This window comes from Bradyrhizobium ivorense, from assembly GCF_900696085.1.
GTDB classification, from domain to species: Bacteria; Pseudomonadota; Alphaproteobacteria; order Rhizobiales; family Xanthobacteraceae; genus Bradyrhizobium; species Bradyrhizobium ivorense.
Genome location: NZ_CAADFC020000033.1, coordinates 631,331 through 648,016 on the forward strand (window position 1 = coordinate 631,331; position 16,686 = coordinate 648,016).

Genomic DNA, 16,686 nt, shown 5'->3' on the forward strand with positions numbered 1-16,686 from the left:
CCCGATTCACCAGCCGGCAATTGGTGCATCGATCGCTCTCGCCAGCCGCCGGCCGGTTACCGGCTGCTTAACGGCATTGCATACAACGGCGATCGAGCGCCCAAAATATATGCAGATTGTTCCACTGCAGAGCTCGGGCATGTCCATGACGATAGGCGGCCCCCTTCAATTTCAGATGCTTAGCTACGTCTGCCCGCGAAACGCGCTCTGGCACGAAGCTTGCGACACCTCTCCCAAGCTCCGCCGTGACGGCGCGGCTGCGACGAGGACAGGCGGCGGACCGCTGGAGGGAGCAGGCGATGGATTTTGGCAGGATTTCACGACGGCATTTATTGCAGGGCAGCGCCGCGCTGGCGCTCGGCAGCACGCTCGGCATCCGCGGCGCGGCTGCGGCCGAGACCACCATCGGCTTCATCTATGTCGGCTCGCGCGACGACTATGGCTACAACCAGGCGCATGCGCAGGGCGCCGCGGCGCTGAAGAAACTCCCCGGCATCAAGGTGGTCGAGGAAGAGAAGGTGCCGGAGACCGACGCGGTCGAGAAGACCATCGAGTCCATGATCAACCTCGACGGTGCCACGCTGCTGTTCCCGACCTCGTTCGGCTACTACAACCCGCACGTCCTCAAAATGGCGACCAAGTTTCCAAAGCTGAAATTCGAGCATTGCGGCGGCCTGTGGAGCGAAAAGGACCCGAAAAATGCCGGCAGCTATTTCGGCTATATCGACGAGGCGCAGTTCATCTCCGGCATCGTGGCCGGCCACTCGACCAAGAGCGGCAAGCTCGGCTTCGTCGCCGCCAAGCCGATCCCGCAGGTGCTGCGCAACATCAACGCCTTCACGCTCGGCGCCCGCCTCGCCAATCCGAAGGCGACCACGCAGGTGATCTTCACCGGCGACTGGTCGATGCCGGTCAAGGAAGCCGAGGCGACCAACAGCCTGATCGACCAGGGCGTCGACGTGCTGACGTGCCATGTCGACGGGCCCAAGACCATGGTCGAGAACGCCGCGCGGCGCGGCGCCATGGTGTGCGGCTATCACGTCAACCAGTCGCCGCTGGCACCGAAGGCCTATCTCACCGGCGCCGAGTGGAACTGGGAGGCGCTGTATCCAAAGTTCGTCAAGATGATCACCGCGGGTGAAGCGATCCCGAACTTCTATCGCGGTGGGCTCAAGGAGGAGATCGTCAAGGTCTCGCCCTATGGCGAGGCGGTGTCGGCGGAGGCGCGCAAGCACGCCGATGACGTCAAGGCCAAGTTCATGGCCGGCGACTTCACCATCTTCAAGGGCCCGGTCGTCGACAACAAGGGCAAGACCGTGATCGCCGCCGGCACCGACCGCGGCCAGCAGGATCCCGAGCTCGAGAAGATGGATTATCTGGTCGAGGGCGTGATCGGAGCCACCGCGTGACGGCGGAAGTGGAATCCGTGGAAGCGGTCGGCGTTGCGCCGGCCGCCGATCCCGGATTCCTCCAGCGCTACGGTGCGAGCATCGAATATGTGCTGATCCCATGCGCGGCGCTGCTCGGCGCGCTCGCGGTGTTCGGCGGCTTTGTCGCGCTGTACGGCAAGAACCCGCTCGACCTCTATTTCTACATGTATTACGGCGCGTTCGGCACGTGGTTCTCCTGGCAGAACACCCTGACCCGCGCCGCGCCCTTGATCCTGACCGCGCTGTGCACTGCGCTGCCGGCGCAGCTCGGGATGGTGATCATCGGCGGCGAAGGCGCGCTCCTGATCGGCGCGCTGTCGGCGACATCGGCCGCGCTGGCGTTGCAGGGCGCGGCGCCGATCGTCGTGCAGATCGCGATGGTGATCGCGGGCGTGATCGGCGGTGGTCTCTGGATCACGCTGTCCGGGGGCCTGCGGCAATACCGCGGCGTCAACGAGACGATCTCGAGCCTGCTCTTGGTCTATATCGCGCTCGCGATCCTCAACCATCTGGTCGAGGGTCCGCTGCGCGATCCGGCCAGCCTCAACAAGCCGTCGACCCGCGAGATCGGCGCCGCCAACATGATCGGCACCATTCCCGGCACCGACGTGCATTGGGGCCTGGTGTTTGGCCTCGTCGCGGCCGTCGCCGCCTACGTCCTGATCTATCACACCACCTTCGGTTTTGCGGCGCGCGTCGCCGGCGGCAACGTCCGCGCGGCGAAGATCGTTGGACTCAATGTCGGCCGGCTGATCCTGACCGTCTGCTTCCTTGCCGGCGCCTGCGCCGGGCTTGCCGGCATGATCGAGGTCGCGGCGGTGCAGGGCCGCACCAATGCCAACCTCGCGGCCGGCTACGGCTTCACCGGCATCCTGGTGGCGTTCCTGGCGCGGCAGAATCCGCTCGCGATCATTCCGGTGGCAATCCTGCTCGGCGGCATCAGCGCCTCCGGCGGTCTGTTGCAGCGGCGGCTCGGCCTGCCCGACGCCTCGGTGCTGGTGTTGCAAGGCATCATCTTCGTATTCGTGCTGGCGAGTGACGCGCTCTACGGCCGCATCGGTCTCTTCAAGGGAAAATCCTGAGATGGCAGACGCTTCACTCGGGCTCTGGACCGTCCCGCTCGCCGTGTTCGGCGGCGCGATCCGCGTCTCGACGCCGTTCCTGTTCGTCAGCCTCGGCGAGTGCATCACCGAGCGAAGCGGCCGCATCAATCTCGGCCTCGAGGGCACGCTGGTGATGGGCGCGATGAGCGCCTATGGCATCTCCTATCTGTCCGGCTCGCCGTGGCTCGGGGTGCTTGCGGCCGGCATCACCGGCGCACTGTTCGGCGCGCTGCATGCCGGCATCTGCTCGCTGCCGCGCGTCAACGACATCGCGGTCGGCATCGCCTTGATGCTGCTCGGCACCGGCCTCGCCTTCTTCCTCGGTAAGCCGCTGATCGAGCCGACCGCCGCACGGCTGCCGGCGATCGATTTCGGCTGGTGGAGCGACGTGCCGCAGGTCCGCGCCGCGCTGCGCATCAACGTGCTGTTCCTGATCGGGGTGGCGATTGCGCCCCTGCTCTATTGGGCGTTCAAGAGCACGCGCTGGGGCCTGTTGATCCGCACCGCCGGCGAAAGCGCCGACGCGGCGCGCGCCATGGGCCATTCGGTGCTGCTGATCCGCTTGCGCGCCACCATGGTCGGCGGCTTCCTCGCCGGCATCGGCGGCTCGTTCCTGTCGCTGTTCTATCCCGGCAGCTGGAATGAAGGCCTCTCGTCCGGACAGGGCATCACGGCGGTGGCGCTGGTGATTTTCGCGCGCTGGGACCCGCTGCTGTGCCTGTGGGCCTCGCTCGCCTTCGGCGGCGCCGCGGCACTCGGGCCGGCGCTGCAATCGGTCGGCATCACCTCCGGCTATCACCTATTCAACGCCGCGCCCTACATTTTGACCTTGGCGATCATGATCATCACCTGCTCGCCGAAGCGCACGCTGACCGGCGCGCCGGCCGAATTGTCCATCACCCGATAGGTTTTGCGAGATCGTCCCATGCCCGAGCGCTTCATCAAGTCCGAGCCCTACGCCTGGCCCTACAATGGCGACCTGCGGCCGCAGAACACTGCGCTCATCATCATCGACATGCAGACCGATTTCTGCGGCGTCGGCGGCTATGTCGACAAGATGGGCTACGATCTTTCGTTGACCAGAGCCCCAATTGAGCCGATCAAGAAACTGCTCGCGGTGATGCGCGCGCAGGGCTTTCACATCATCCATACCCGCGAAGGCCACCGCCCTGATCTCGCCGACCTGCCCGCCAACAAGCGCTGGCGCTCGCGGCAGATCGGCGCCGGGATCGGCGATCCCGGCCCCTGCGGCCGCATCCTGGTGCGCGGCGAGCCGGGCTGGGAGATCATTCCCGACCTCGCGCCGCTGCCGGGCGAACCCATCATCGACAAGCCCGGCAAGGGCTCGTTCTGCGCGACTGACCTGGAGCTTATGCTGCGGCTGCGCGGCATCGAGAACATCGTGCTGACAGGGATCACCACCGACGTCTGCGTCCACACCACGATGCGCGAGGCCAACGACCGCGGCTTCGAATGCGTGCTGGTCGAGGATTGCTGCGGCGCGACCGACAAGGGCAATCACGACCACGCGCTGAAGATGATCAAGATGCAGGGCGGCGTGTTCGGCGCGGTGGCGACATCCGCCGACCTGATCGGGGCGCTGTCGTGATCATCGGCGAGACGCCGGCCCCATCAGGCGCGTTCGGCGTCGACGCCATCGCCATGACGATGCGGTTCGGCGATTTCACCGCGCTCGACAATGTCGAGCTCAAGGTGCGGCCCGGCTCGTTCCACGCCCTGCTCGGCGAGAACGGCGCCGGCAAGAGCACGCTCGTCAAGTGCATCATGGGCTATTACCACGCGACCGAGGGCGACATCCTGGTCGGCGGCCGCGAGCAGGCCATCGCCAACCCGAAGGATGCCCACGCACTCGGGCTCGGCATGGTCTACCAGCATTTTACCCTGGTGGGCGCAATGACCGTCGCCGAGAACCTGGTGCTGGCGCGCGACGACGTGCCCGCCGTGGTCGACTGGCGTAAGGAGAAGAGAGAGCTCGAGGCCTTTCTGGCGCGGATGCCGTTCAAGGTGCCGCTCGACGCCAAAGTCTCCGACATTTCCGCCGGCGAACGGCAGAAGTGCGAGATCTTAAAACAGCTCTATCTGAAGCGCCGCTTTCTGATCCTGGACGAGCCGACCTCGGTGCTGACGCCGGGCGAAGCCGACGAGGTGCTCGGCATGCTGCGCGCCATGGTGGTCGCGGGCGAACTGACGATTCTGATGATCACGCACAAGTTCCGCGAGGTGATGGCGTTTGCCGACGAGGTGACGATCCTGCGCCGTGGCAAGCTCGCCGGCACCGGCCGTGTCGCCGACCTCACGCCGGATGAAATGGCGCGCACCATGATCGGCGCCGAGCAACTGACGGTGCAGCCGCCGCGCACCGGCGAGACCGGCGCGCCGCGGCTCGAGCTCGACCGGCTGACTGCGCTCGACGATGCCGGCGCGATCGCCGTGCACGGCGTGTCGCTGACCGTGCGGAGCGGCGAGATCGTCGGCATCGCCGGCGTCTCCGGCAACGGCCAGCGCCAGCTCGTCGAGGTACTGGCCGGCCAGCGCGCGGCCGAGAGCGGCGTGATCCGGGTCCAGGGCGAGGCCTATGCGGCGAGCCGCGAGGAGATGCGCCGGCACAGGATGTCGCTATTGCCGGAGGAGCCGCTGAAGAACGCCTGCGTCGGCGGCATGAGCGTCGCCGACAACATCGCGTTCCGCGAATTCGACCGCACCCCGTTCGCGCGCGGCGGCTGGTGGCTGAACCGCGCGGCGTTCCGCGAGGACGCGACGCGCAAGATCAACCGCTACAAGATCAAGACCCGCACGCCGGAGACGCCGATCGCGGCGCTGTCCGGCGGCAACGTGCAGCGCGCGGTGCTGGCGCGCGAGCTCTCCGCTGACGTCGAGGTGCTGATCGCCGCCAATCCCTGCTTCGGCCTCGATTTTGCGGCGGTGGCACAGATCCACGCCGAGATCATGGCCGCGCGCAACCGCGGCGCGGCGGTGCTGCTGGTGAGCGAGGACCTTGACGAGCTGCTGGAGCTGTCCGACCGCCTGGTGGTGATGTTCCACGGCGAATTCGTCCACTCTATCAGCACCAGCGAAGCCGACCTCACCGAGATCGGCCGGCACATGGCCGGCCATTGAGGCCACGACGCGTCGCCCTGTCGCCGAAAGCCAATAATCAAACGCTTCTCATTCGGTAGTACTTCGGCAACATGAGCCCCGCGCCGGCAAGCTCGGCTTCAAGCATATCTGAAAAACAAAGAAGCCATTCGTTGAGGCCGCGCTCGCGCCAGAGGTGTGCCCCCTTGAAGACGGACGGGCGAAGCGCCAATCCGGCGATGTTATTCTTGTAACCAAGGATGCTGAACCATCTCGCTCCATTCGCTTCGTGCGGCGTGAAAGACTCTTGATTGCTGTCTTCCGGAGAGAAGCTCTCAAGCCAGCTACCGACAACAAGGAGATAGTACTGAACCGGATAGACCCTCCCGCGCGGTGACCGTATTTCGACGGGGTAGAACCGGTGCAAGTCAGGCTCGAACCGCTCGACAATTTTCTTCACAGCCGCGTCAACAGCCCACATGCGGTTGCTTAGACTGATGACCGAGGCAAGTTCATTGTACCCCTTGTCGGTCTGAAAAAATCTCGGCGGCTCATGAACTTCAATCGGTGTAACTATCAGGTCGTCGGGGCCCGGCTGCCTGTGTCCAGATTCATAAAGGAATTTTTCGACAACGCAGTACGCGTATTTCGATGCGTCGCGATAGAAGCTTTTTTGCGCTTCCGGCATTTGATCTTGATAGTACTTGACAAGCCGATGCCTCCAACCGTCGCCATATTGGTCGACGGGCCCCTCCTCATTGCCGTATGGCCCGTAAGGACCGCCGCTGCGCGGAAGATACATTCCCCAGACCATCGCGTTTAGCCCCCTCATCCCGGAATTGGTGACGCTTGCGACCGCGCAACCGCCGCCCGACGTTGGTAAATCAATAGGCAACCGGCCGAAGCGGCCTCTCGACTAGTACCGCCCCTCGTCAGTCTGAAGGTATCCGGCCGCTTGCGACGGCGCGGTCGTCCAGCGCGCAAACAGCGCCCGCCACGAACCGCCATGCAGGATCGCGAGGCAAACAACGACGCTCACGCCGGCGATGATGTCGGTGAAATAATGCCCTCCCACGGTGGGTGTTGCGGCGAGCATCAACACATTCAAGACAAGGAATGCCGGGAAAAGTAGTTTTACGCCCCGGGAGGCGTAGATCAGCATCACGGCGAGTGCCGCGTGGAAGGATGGGAACGTGATCAGGCCATTGACTTGCGCCAGCGAGATGCGCGTCATCTGACCGGCGCGCAGCGCGTTGAAGTCGGCCAGATGATAGGCGTCGGCGCGCTCAGTGACCCCAAAGTGGACCCAGGCGCTTGCGGCCGGTATGATCCACGAGATCGGAATGATCACGAGCAGCGTTGCGACAAAAAGCCAAACGAATTCGCGCATTCTTTCAATTCGATCGCACGCGCTCAGCCACAGCAGCAGGACGGCGACCTGCATCATGCTGCTATCGTACGCAATAACGAGAACCCCCTTGATCGTCGGTCTTGCATCGACCCATTCAAAGAAGGCCAGCCAGTCCAGCTTCAGCGCGGCGTCGGCCTCAGCGAGTTGACGATCAATCAAGGGGAAATTTGCGGTGACGGTCAGATAGCTCAAGACCGCTCCGGCGGCGGTAAAGACGACGAGCTGGGCGCACGCCGTCGCGAGCTCAGAGATACGTCGATCCGGCCTGAACTTCGTGTAGACAAGCACGAGCAGAAGCACCGAGCAGAGCGCAATCGCCTTCGCCGGACTGACAGTGACCGACATCCCGGACGCGAGAAGCCAGATCAGGTCGACGGCGACGACGCTTGCAATGACCAACCATAGAACTCGAACCTCGACGACTTGATTGGTCACCGTTGTGCCTTCCCACGATACGCCGGTATCGCGGTCCGGCACTCCAGGATACATCGTAGTGCGGGCAGCTTAAGGTTGCACCCGCCCGATCGTTAAAATTCTTCAGAATGCGGGACTTTCTGCTAACCATCAGTTGGGCGACGGCGCGACCGCGCGCTCACGCCGCGGCGCGCGGCGCAGGAAGTTGCGGCCGAAGCCGTCGTCATCCGCGGGCGCCAGGATCGCCCGGTCGCGCGGCAGGGCATCCGGCATCTCGTCGCGGATGAAAGCCAGCAGCTTCTCGCGGATCTCGCAGCGCAGGTCCCAGGATTGCGGCGCGTTGCGTGCGCTGACCAGCGCGCGCAGCTCGATGGTGCGCGGATGGGTGTCGATCACCTGCAGATTGACCACCGCACCATCCCACAGCCGCGACTCCTTCGCGACCTGCTCCAGCCGCTTGCGGATTCGCGGCACGTCGGCGCTGTAGTCGACATGCAGCGCGATCGCGCCGATCAGCGATTGCGCGTCGCGGGTCCAGTTCTGGAACGGACGCTCGATGAAATAGGCCAACGGCACCACCATGCGCCGCCAGTCCCACAGCCGGATCACGACATAGGTCGAGGCGATGTCCTCGACCCAGCCCCATTCGTTCTCGATGATCACGGCGTCCTCGATCCGGATCGGCTGGGTGACCGCGATCTGCACGCCGGCGATCAGATTGCTGAGCAGCGGCCTTGCGGCAAGACCGACGATCAAGCCGGCGGCGCCCGCGGACGCAAACAGGCTGACGCCATACTGCCGGACCGAATCGAACGTCATCAGCGCGGTGGAGACCGCGATGATCACGATCAGCGTGTCGGTGACCCGCTTGAAGACGCGAACCTGGGTGACGTGCTTGCGCGCCAGAAAGTTCTCGGCGATGTCGAGACGAAACTTGTCGAGATATCTGGCGGAGGCCATGTCGACGGCGCGGATCGAGATCCAGCCGACCAGTGCGATCACGGCAACGCCGAAGAAGTGGCTGAGCGTCTGCCGCAGCACGTCGTGGAGCGGCGCCAACGGCAGCACCAGCGCGACCGCCGCGAGGCACAGCGCCAGCCGGGTTGGACCGGATGTGCGGTCGAGCAGCAGCGGCGCGACCGCGTTGCTCGGTTTGAACATGCGGCGCGCTACGCGCAGCGCGATCGAATGGATGACGAGCGCGGCAACGATCGCGCCCGTGATCAGACCGAGGCCGACAACCCAATCCGGCACCCAGCGAAAGGTGTGTTCCAATTCGGCAATGGCGTCCTGCATGCGACCCCGCCTGCTCCCAAGCACTGCTCGGCAGCTAACGCACGGAATTCGCAATCGCTTCTGACATCACCGCAACGCAGCAATTCATCCGATGCATCTCACGATGCAATGGAACCTGGTCGCCTTCGCGCGATCGGGACGCAGCGCTCGCCGATCGCAAGGGGCGCCGGCAGCCGGACATGGCCAGATTGGCGTACCAGTGCTAGGCGAGCCACCGCTTGCGTCTCTTGTAGTGCTTCACATTGCGATAGGATTTTCGTTTGTCACCGGCGACGCCGAGATAAAACTCCTTGACGTCTTCGTTGCTAGCGAGCGCAAGCGTTTCGCCATCCATTACGACGCGGCCGTTCTCGAGGATGTAGCCGTGGCTCGCATATCTGAGCGCCATATTGGTGTTCTGCTCGGCGAGAAGAAAGGATACGCCCTCCTTGACGTTGAGATCCTTCACGATCTCGAAGATCTCTTCCACGATCTGCGGCGCGAGGCCCATCGATGGTTCGTCGAGCAGGATCATCTTCGGGCGCGACATCAGCGCGCGCCCGATCACGCACATCTGCTGTTCGCCGCCCGACGTATAGCCGGCGGCGGAATTGCGTCGCTCCTTGAGGCGCGGGAAATATGCGTAGACCCTTTCAAGGTCCTGCGCGACCGCGAGCTTGCCATCCGTTCGCGTAAAGGCGCCGGTCAGGATGTTCTCCTCGACCGTAAGATGAGAGAAGGCGCGCCGCCCCTCCATCACCTGAATGCAGCCGCGCCGCACCAGTTCGTTTGGCGACATGGATTTCACCTCGACGCCATCGAACAGGATCGAGCCCTTGGTGACCTCGCCGCGCTCTGCGTGCAGCAGATTGGAGATCGCCTTCAGCGTCGTCGTCTTGCCGGCGCCGTTGGCGCCGAGAAGCGCGACCACGCCGCCTCGCGGGACCTCCAGCGAGACGCCCTTCAGCACGAGGATGACGTGATCGTAGACGACCTCGATATTGTTGATCGATAAAATCAGGGCTCCCGCTTCCGTCGCAGCGGTGACGACCTTGGCGATTGACACGCGCAGACCTCCAAACTGCAGCAGGGTCCGGAATCCGGGAGCAGGCAAACCTGCCCCTCCCGGATCATTTGCACGGGCTCAGGTTTCTTTCGCGCAGTCGCGCGGCGTGATCTTCTTCTCCGCGGCATACTTCGCGGACACATCGGCGACGAGCGGTTCGATCAACGATTCATCGGCCGTGAACCAGTCGGAGATCACTTTCCAGCCCTTGCCATCCCATTGCTGGACGCGCCCGTAGCGCGCGCCCTCGTGGTCGGAGCAGGAAATGCTGACCGGCTTCAACATCCCCTCAAAGCCGAGTTCCTTGATACGATCAGCGGTTAGGATGAGGTTCTCAAGCCCCCAACGGACCTGCTCACCGGTCAGCGGCTTCTTGCCGAACTTTTCCTGCGCCTTGCGGATCGCCTCCACGCCAAGCATGGCATTCGTCATGCCGCGGTTGTAGAGAATTTCGCTGATCTTGCCGGGTTCTGTCGAACCTTTGCCCTTCGCGTAGAGATATTTCTCCATGTCGGCGTGAACGGGAAACTTGCCGGCGCCGTGCTGAAGCATCAGCGACTTGTAGCCGGCGGCCTGGTCACCTGCCGGCGTCACATCCGGCTCTGCGCCTGACCACCACACGCCGATCATCTTGTCGCGCGGATAGGCGACGGCAGCCGCCTCCTTGATTGCCGTGCTGTTCATGACGCCCCAGCCCCAGACCAGGACATAGTCCGGGCGGTTCTGGCGGATCGCCAGCCATTGCGACTTCTGCTCGACGCCGGGATGCGTGACTGGGATCGGCGTGAACTCAAAGCCGTATTTCTGCGCCAGCACCTGCAGCATCGGAATCGGCTCCTTGCCATAGGGGCTGTCATGGTACAGCAGCGAAATCTTCCTGCCTTTCAGCTTGTCAACACCGCCGAGTTCCTTGGCGGCGTACTGGATCGCGATATCGGCCGCGGACCAATAGGTGCCGAGCAACGGGAAATTATAGGCGAACACCGCGCCGTTCTTGGAATCGGCACGGCCGTACCCCATCGTGATGATCGGGATCTTGTCGGTCGCGGTCTTTTCGGTGAGTGCGAAGGTGATGCCGGTCGACAGCGGATTGATGAAGGCCGCGCCGGTCGGTCCCTTGCTCTTGAGACGCTCGTAGCACTCCACTCCCTTGTCGGTCGCGTAACCTGTCTCGCATTCCTCGGTCAAAATCCTGACGCCGTTGATGCCACCGTCACGTTCATTGATCAGATTGTAGTAGTCCACAACGCCGTTTGCGTAAGGCGCGCCGTTCACAGCGTACGGTCCGGTTCGATAGGATAGAATCGGAATGAATTGGTCGTTTTGCGCTGCGGCCGGCGCGCCGAATGCCGCGCCGGCCAAGGCGGCCGCCAGTATCGATACGCTGCGTGCAATAATTGTCATGTTATGTCCTCCTCCTTAACGTCGCTCTTTCCTGTATGCGGTGCTTGCTTCGTCTCCGTTGTCAGCGGCCGCCATCCGCGTTGCGATCGAGGCACGATCGCTCCTTCAATATGGAAACGGCCAAAGTCTGAGCTTCTCCTTGCCGATCGATATCAGCCGGGCGAAGCCATGGGGTTCCTTGATGAGCAGATAACAGATCAAGGATCCGAAGATGATGAACTGGAGGTGAGTGATCGTCTGCGTCGACAGTGGCAGGCCGAGTTCGGTTGGAACCACATTCAGCATGATCGGCACGATGAGGATGAAAGCCGCCCCGATGAACGAACCCATGATCGATCCGAGCCCGCCGATGATGACCATGAATAGAAGCTCCAGCGAGCGGTCGATCGAGAACGCAAGCGGCTCCCATGAACCGAGGTAGACGAACGCCCAGAGCGCACCAGCCGTCCCGATGATGAACGACGAGACCGCGAAAGCCGTGAGTTTTGCATAGAGCGGCCGGATGCCGATCAGTTCGGCGGCGATATCCATGTCGCGGATCGCCATCCATTGCCTGCCAAGATTGCCGCGAACAAGGTTCTTCGCCAGCACCGCCATTACGGTCACGAACAACAGGCACAGCAAATAGCGCTCGACCGGCGTGCGAACCACCATACCGAAGAAATTCAGTTCCGGCGCATTCACCGATCCCGACGGAGCGTAGTTGGTAAACCACGGAATCCGCAGGAACGCCCAATCGAAGAAGAACTGTGCGGCGAGCGTTGCGACCGCCAGGTAGAGACCCTTGATCCGCAGACTGGGAATGCCGAACAGGATTCCGGCACCCGCCGCCATCAACCCGCCAAGCAGGATGGACGCCAGCACGGGCAATGGTGGGATCGCGACCGCGAAGCCGAGCCAGGCAAGCGGAATGTGAACGCCGGTCGCCAGCTTGTAGGCGGAATAGGCGCCGATGGCCATGAACGCGCCGCTGCCGAGCGAGATCTGGCCGCAATAGCCGACGAGAATGTTTGTCCCGATGGCGGCGAGCGCCAGGATGAGGAAGGGCAGCAGGATGGCCCACAACAGATAGTCGGTGCGGAACGGCCAGATATGGAAGCTGGCTAACAGCGGCACGCCAATGAAGGCAATCCCGAGCAGGATGGCGAGCGCGATCCGATCCTGACGGATCGGGAAGATCGCCATATCCTCCGCGTAGGTCGTCTTGAACTGGCCAGCTTCGCGATAAAGCACGACGATCTCCTTGCCTCAGATACGTTCGATGATGCGCTCGCCGAACAGACCCTGTGGCCGCAACAGCAGCACTGCCAACGCCAGCACGTAGGCAAACCAATATTCGATGCCGCCGCCGATCGATGGCCCGAGGTACACTTCTGCGAGCTTCTCACCCGCACCGACAATGAGCCCGCCGACGATGGCTCCGGGAATCGACGTGAGTCCTCCGATGATCAGGACCGGCAGCGCCTTCAGCGCCAGGAAGGTGATGGAGAACTGCACGCCAAGCTTGGTCCCCCACACGGTCGCCGCGACCAGCGCAACGAGACCGGCAACGAGCCAGACCACGAACCAGATCCAGCTGATCGGAATCCCGACCGAATGCGCGGCCAGATGGTCGTCGGCGACGGCTCTGAGAGCGCGACCGGTTTTGGTACGCTGAAAGAAGACGGCGAGGCCAGCGACCAGGACGCCCGCGATCAATGCGCCCCAGACATCCAGCTTGTTGACCAGAATCCCACCCGGGAAGAGGCCCTCAAACAAGAACCAGGCGTCGGTCGGGAACAGCCGCAACGGGTAGACATCCGATCCGAAGATCATCTCCGCAGCGCCCTCGATGACGAATGTGACGCCGATCGTCGACATGAACAGCGTCAGGCCGTCCTGGTTGACAAGGGGTCCGATCACGAACCGCTCGATGAGCCAGGCCGTTGCCGCCATGATCACGGCGGCAAAACCGATCGCGACGACCACCGCGACCCAAAGCGGAAGGCCGTTGGCGACCAGGAGGTCGAGGGCGCGAACCAGCGCCAACCCGGCGAGCAATACCATTGCTCCCTGCGCATAGTTGAATACGCCGGATGCCTTGAAGATCAGCACGAAGCCGAGCGCGACCAGCGAATAGAGCACGCCGGACATCAATCCGCCGATCAGGACCTCGAGAAACTGACCCAATGCGATCACGAGTGCTCCTCAGCGCGCAACTCCAAGATAGGCGTCGATGACCGACTGATTCCTCTTCACCTCGTCCGGCGTGCCGTCGGCAATCTTGACACCGTGATCGAGCACTGCCACGCGATCCGACAGATCCATGACCACGGCCATGTCGTGCTCGATCAGGGCGATGGTCGTGCCGTAATGGTTGTTCACGTCGATGATGAAGCGCGACATGTCCTCCTTCTCCTCGAGGTTCATGCCTGCCATCGGCTCGTCGAGCAGGAGAAGATCGGGCTCCATCGCCAAGGCGCGGCCGAGTTCGACACGCTTCTGCAAGCCGTACGGCAAACGCCCAACCGGTACCTTGCGGATTGTCTCGATCTCCAGGAAGTCGATGATCTCCTCGACCTTGCGCCGATGCTCGGCCTCCTCTGCGAGAGCAGGGCCGTAACGCAGCACCTGCCACAACAGCCCCCGGCGCACCTTCAGGGTGCGGCCTGTCATGATGTTGTCGAGCGCGCTCATGCCCTTGAACAGGGCGACATTCTGAAAGGTGCGTGCGATGCCGCCGCGCGCCGCCTCGAACGGCTGCATTTTGGTCCGGGTACGCCCCTTGAAGGTGATGACGCCGTGGTTGGGATGATAGAAGCCGTTGACGACGTTCAGCATCGAGGTTTTGCCGGCGCCGTTGGGGCCTATGATGGCTCGAATTTCGCCTTTTCTGACGTTGAACGAAACGTCCCGCAGCGCCTTGACGCCACCGAAGGCCAGGGCCACGTCCTCGACCTGCAGCAGGATTTCGTTGCTGTCCGGCGCTCTCATGCCGCTCGTCCCAGCGCTTCTGCCGGACCGACGACTTGCATGTCGCGAACCTTGACCCGCGCCGCGATCGTGCCCTTCCGGCCATCCTCAAACGTCACTTCCGTGGAAATGTCGGCGTCTTGCGCTCCGTTGTAGAGTGCCGTGATCAACGAGGCATAGCGTTCGGCAATGAAGCGGCGGCGCACCTTCTGCGTGCGGGTCAGTTCGCCGTCATCCGCATCGAGTTCCTTGTGCAGAATGAGGAAGCGGCGAATCTGGGCGCCCGCAAGCAGCTTCTCCGCGGCCAGGGAGCGGTTCACCGCGGCAACGTCCTTGGCGACCATATCGTAGACCAGCGGATGCCCGGCAAGCTCGTGATAGGACCCGTAGGCGACGTTGTTGCGTTCCGCCCAATTCGCGACCGCGACCGGGTCGATGTTGAGCATCGCGCATACGAAATCCCTGGAGTCGCCGAACGTGATCGCTTCCTTGATGTTGGGATAGAATTTCAGCTTGTTCTCAAGGTACTTGGGGGCAAACATCGTGCCGTCAGCCAGCCGACCGACGTCCTTCGCACGATCGATGATCTTCAGGTGCCCGGTCTTCTCGTCGAAAAAGCCGGCATCGCCGGTCCTGACGTATCCGTCGGATGTCATAGCCTCCGCCGTCTTTGCCTGATCCTTGAAATATCCGAGGAACATGCCGGGCGAGCGAAACTGCACTTCGCCCGATTCCGCAATTCGGATATCGACATTGGGCGCCGGCGGACCCACCGTATCCGAGTAGATCTGGCCATCGGGCTGGCACGTCACATAGAGGAACGCTTCGGTCTGGCCGTAGAGCTGTTTCAGGTTCAGTCCGATCGAGCGGTAGAACGCGAACAGATCCGGGCCGATGGCCTCACCTCCGGTGTATGCGACCCGCAGCCGGGACATGCCAAGAACGTTCTTGAGGGGCTCGTAGACCAGCCAGCGCCCGAGTGCGTAGAGCAAGCGGCCTGACAGCGGCACCGGCCTTCCGGTCAGGACCTGCTCGCCATACCGGCGCCCGACGTCGAGGAAGTAGTTGAACATCCGCCGCTTGATCGGCGCAGCGTCCTCCATGCGGACCATCAGCCGGGTCAACATGGCCTCGAAAATGCGTGGCGGAGCCAGGTAGAAGGTTGGTCCGATCTCATGCCGGTCCTGCTCGATCGTGTCGCGGCTTTCGGGACACGCCATGCAGTATCCAGTGACGAGGCCCTGCACATAGCTGACGTAGTGATCGCCCGCCCAGGCAAGCGGCAGATAGGCGAGCACCACGTCCTGGTCGGTCAGTCGATCGAATCGCGTGGTATCGATTGCGGCATCGATGCCGCCTCGCGACGACACCATGACGCCCTTCGGCGCGCCGGTCGTTCCCGAGGTGTAGAGGATGACCGCGACGTCAGAACCGTCGCCTGTCCGAACCAGTTCATCGATCCGTTCGCCCAGCGCGGCGTCAGCGGCAAGGGCCGCGCGACCGTCCTCGATGACATCGTCGATCGCAATCGATCGATCATGATCGTAGCCCTCAAGCCCACGCCGCTCGTCATAGACGATCTTGTCGAGTTGCGGCAGCCGATCGGACACCGACAGGACTTTGTCGACCTGCTCCTGGTCTTGCGCGGCGACCAGCTTCGCCTCGGCATGGGCGAGAACAAAGGCAAGTTCGTCGGCCACCGCATCCGCGTAGACCGGAACGGGAATTGCGCGCAGCACCTGCGCTGCCATCATGGTCCAGTAAAGCTTCGGCCGGTTGGAGCCGACCACGGCGATCGTGTCGCCCGGCCGCAGGCCCAGGCGATGCAAACCCGCGGCATAAGCGCGCACGACCCCGGCAACTTGCGCCCAGGTCCAGCTCTGCCAGATGCCAAGATCCTTGTGCCGATACGCCGGACGCGTGCCTAACTGCGCTGCATTCCGCAGCAGCAATTTGGGGAACGTGTCAAACGATCCGCCACCGGCCATGTCGGTCTCGATCCCAAAAACCGGCGCGTTGGTTCGCTCCTGTTTTGGTGACGCCTGCCCTCTACTGGCAACAGCCATGCGAGTGCCGCATGTTCCAACCTTACAGCGGATCGAAAATCCTACAAGTCCCACATTGATGGATCTTCCTCGGATCCGTCGGGGAGACCCTCGCGGTAGCGGACTGGCCATCGAGTCCCGAAGCAAATCTCATGGACGACCAATCCGGAAAAGTCTTGCCTGCAAGGCGGACGCTGATCGGCTCGGAAGGGGTAGTCCCAATGGCTGGCAGGCCTACTGCTGGCAGAGTGCCAGACTGAATTCTCCGTCGTTCGAGCTGCCTTCCCCAGTCTGTGGCGCGCTGTCACCAATTGAAGATCGCCGTCTCGGCGTCTGCATTCTTCCGAGGTTTGCCGCCTCATCGACTGAGTCACCGACCTTGGGGTAGCCGGACAAGACTGGATGCCGCTGAAGGTCTGCTTCGAGGTGCTTGGGAGCAGGCGGATCGCACGCAGGACGTCATTCGGCGGGCAACGGCTGGGCCGCTAAC

Annotated in this window: 14 protein-coding genes; 5 read left to right on the plus strand and 9 right to left on the minus strand. The window is 63.0% G+C overall.

Features of this window, described 5'->3' with window-relative positions; genetic code table 11:
* Positions 1 to 299 precede the first annotated feature (299 nt).
* Genes CI41S_RS41335 through CI41S_RS41355 form a run of 5 tightly spaced genes read left to right on the plus strand, consistent with a single transcriptional unit; the run spans position 300 to position 5,671 of the window.
* Complete coding sequence (locus CI41S_RS41335; RefSeq protein ID WP_139864681.1) at positions 300 to 1,409, plus strand: BMP family ABC transporter substrate-binding protein; 1,110 nt, start codon at positions 300 to 302, stop codon at positions 1,407 to 1,409.
* Entirely contained in the window at positions 1,406 to 2,512 is a 1,107-nt protein-coding gene (locus CI41S_RS41340; protein WP_139864682.1) for an ABC transporter permease, read from the plus strand. Before CI41S_RS41335 ends, CI41S_RS41340 begins: the two co-directional genes overlap by 4 nt.
* 1 nt (position 2,513) lies before the next feature.
* Positions 2,514 to 3,440, plus strand: a complete 927-nt coding sequence (locus CI41S_RS41345) for an ABC transporter permease (RefSeq protein ID WP_139864683.1) — start codon at positions 2,514 to 2,516, stop codon at positions 3,438 to 3,440.
* An 18-nt stretch (positions 3,441 to 3,458) separates the two neighbouring features.
* Positions 3,459 to 4,142, plus strand: coding sequence for a biuret amidohydrolase (biuH, locus tag CI41S_RS41350; RefSeq protein WP_139864684.1), 684 nt, complete (start codon positions 3,459 to 3,461; stop codon positions 4,140 to 4,142).
* Positions 4,139 to 5,671: an ABC transporter ATP-binding protein gene (locus tag CI41S_RS41355; protein WP_139864685.1), complete on the plus strand. Its 1,533-nt coding sequence runs from the start codon at positions 4,139 to 4,141 to the stop codon at positions 5,669 to 5,671. Before biuH ends, CI41S_RS41355 begins: the two co-directional genes overlap by 4 nt.
* Before the next feature lie 37 nt (positions 5,672 to 5,708).
* Here the strand turns inward: CI41S_RS41355 and CI41S_RS41360 are convergent, their stop codons facing one another.
* The 9 genes from CI41S_RS41360 to CI41S_RS41400 all read right to left on the minus strand — a co-directional run bounded on the left by CI41S_RS41360 (position 5,709) and on the right by CI41S_RS41400 (position 16,139).
* Complete coding sequence (locus CI41S_RS41360; RefSeq protein WP_139864686.1) at positions 5,709 to 6,443, minus strand: imm11 family protein; 735 nt, start codon at positions 6,441 to 6,443, stop codon at positions 5,709 to 5,711.
* Positions 6,444 to 6,545: 102 nt separating this feature from the next.
* Entirely contained in the window at positions 6,546 to 7,475 is a 930-nt protein-coding gene (locus tag CI41S_RS41365) for a phosphatase PAP2 family protein (RefSeq protein ID WP_172628391.1), read from the minus strand.
* Between the two features lie 129 nt (positions 7,476 to 7,604).
* Positions 7,605 to 8,750, minus strand: a complete 1,146-nt coding sequence (locus CI41S_RS41370) for a mechanosensitive ion channel family protein (RefSeq protein WP_139864688.1) — start codon at positions 8,748 to 8,750, stop codon at positions 7,605 to 7,607.
* 202 nt (positions 8,751 to 8,952) lie between these two features.
* On the minus strand, positions 8,953 to 9,795 hold the full coding sequence (locus tag CI41S_RS41375; protein WP_139864689.1) for an ABC transporter ATP-binding protein: 843 nt from the start codon (positions 9,793 to 9,795) through the stop codon (positions 8,953 to 8,955).
* Positions 9,796 to 9,873: 78 nt separating this feature from the next.
* Positions 9,874 to 11,199 (minus strand): ABC transporter substrate-binding protein, encoded by a 1,326-nt coding sequence (locus CI41S_RS41380; RefSeq protein WP_172628392.1) that lies wholly within the window; start codon positions 11,197 to 11,199, stop codon positions 9,874 to 9,876.
* Positions 11,200 to 11,304: 105 nt separating this feature from the next.
* A complete protein-coding gene (locus CI41S_RS41385) occupies positions 11,305 to 12,432 on the minus strand; it encodes a branched-chain amino acid ABC transporter permease (protein WP_139864690.1) in 1,128 nt (375 codons plus the stop codon).
* A 15-nt stretch (positions 12,433 to 12,447) separates the two neighbouring features.
* Positions 12,448 to 13,377: a branched-chain amino acid ABC transporter permease gene (locus tag CI41S_RS41390; RefSeq protein ID WP_139864691.1), complete on the minus strand. Its 930-nt coding sequence runs from the start codon at positions 13,375 to 13,377 to the stop codon at positions 12,448 to 12,450.
* Positions 13,378 to 13,386: 9 nt separating this feature from the next.
* The gene (locus CI41S_RS41395) at positions 13,387 to 14,172 is read right to left on the minus strand and encodes an ABC transporter ATP-binding protein (RefSeq protein WP_139864692.1); all 786 of its coding nucleotides are present in this window, start codon (positions 14,170 to 14,172) and stop codon (positions 13,387 to 13,389) included.
* Positions 14,169 to 16,139 carry an AMP-binding protein gene (locus CI41S_RS41400; RefSeq protein WP_139864693.1) on the minus strand — a complete coding sequence of 657 codons (1,971 nt, stop codon included), beginning with the start codon at positions 16,137 to 16,139 and terminating at the stop codon, positions 14,169 to 14,171. The genes CI41S_RS41395 and CI41S_RS41400 overlap by 4 nt, the downstream gene beginning before the upstream one ends.
* Between the last annotated feature and the right edge of the window lie 547 nt (positions 16,140 to 16,686).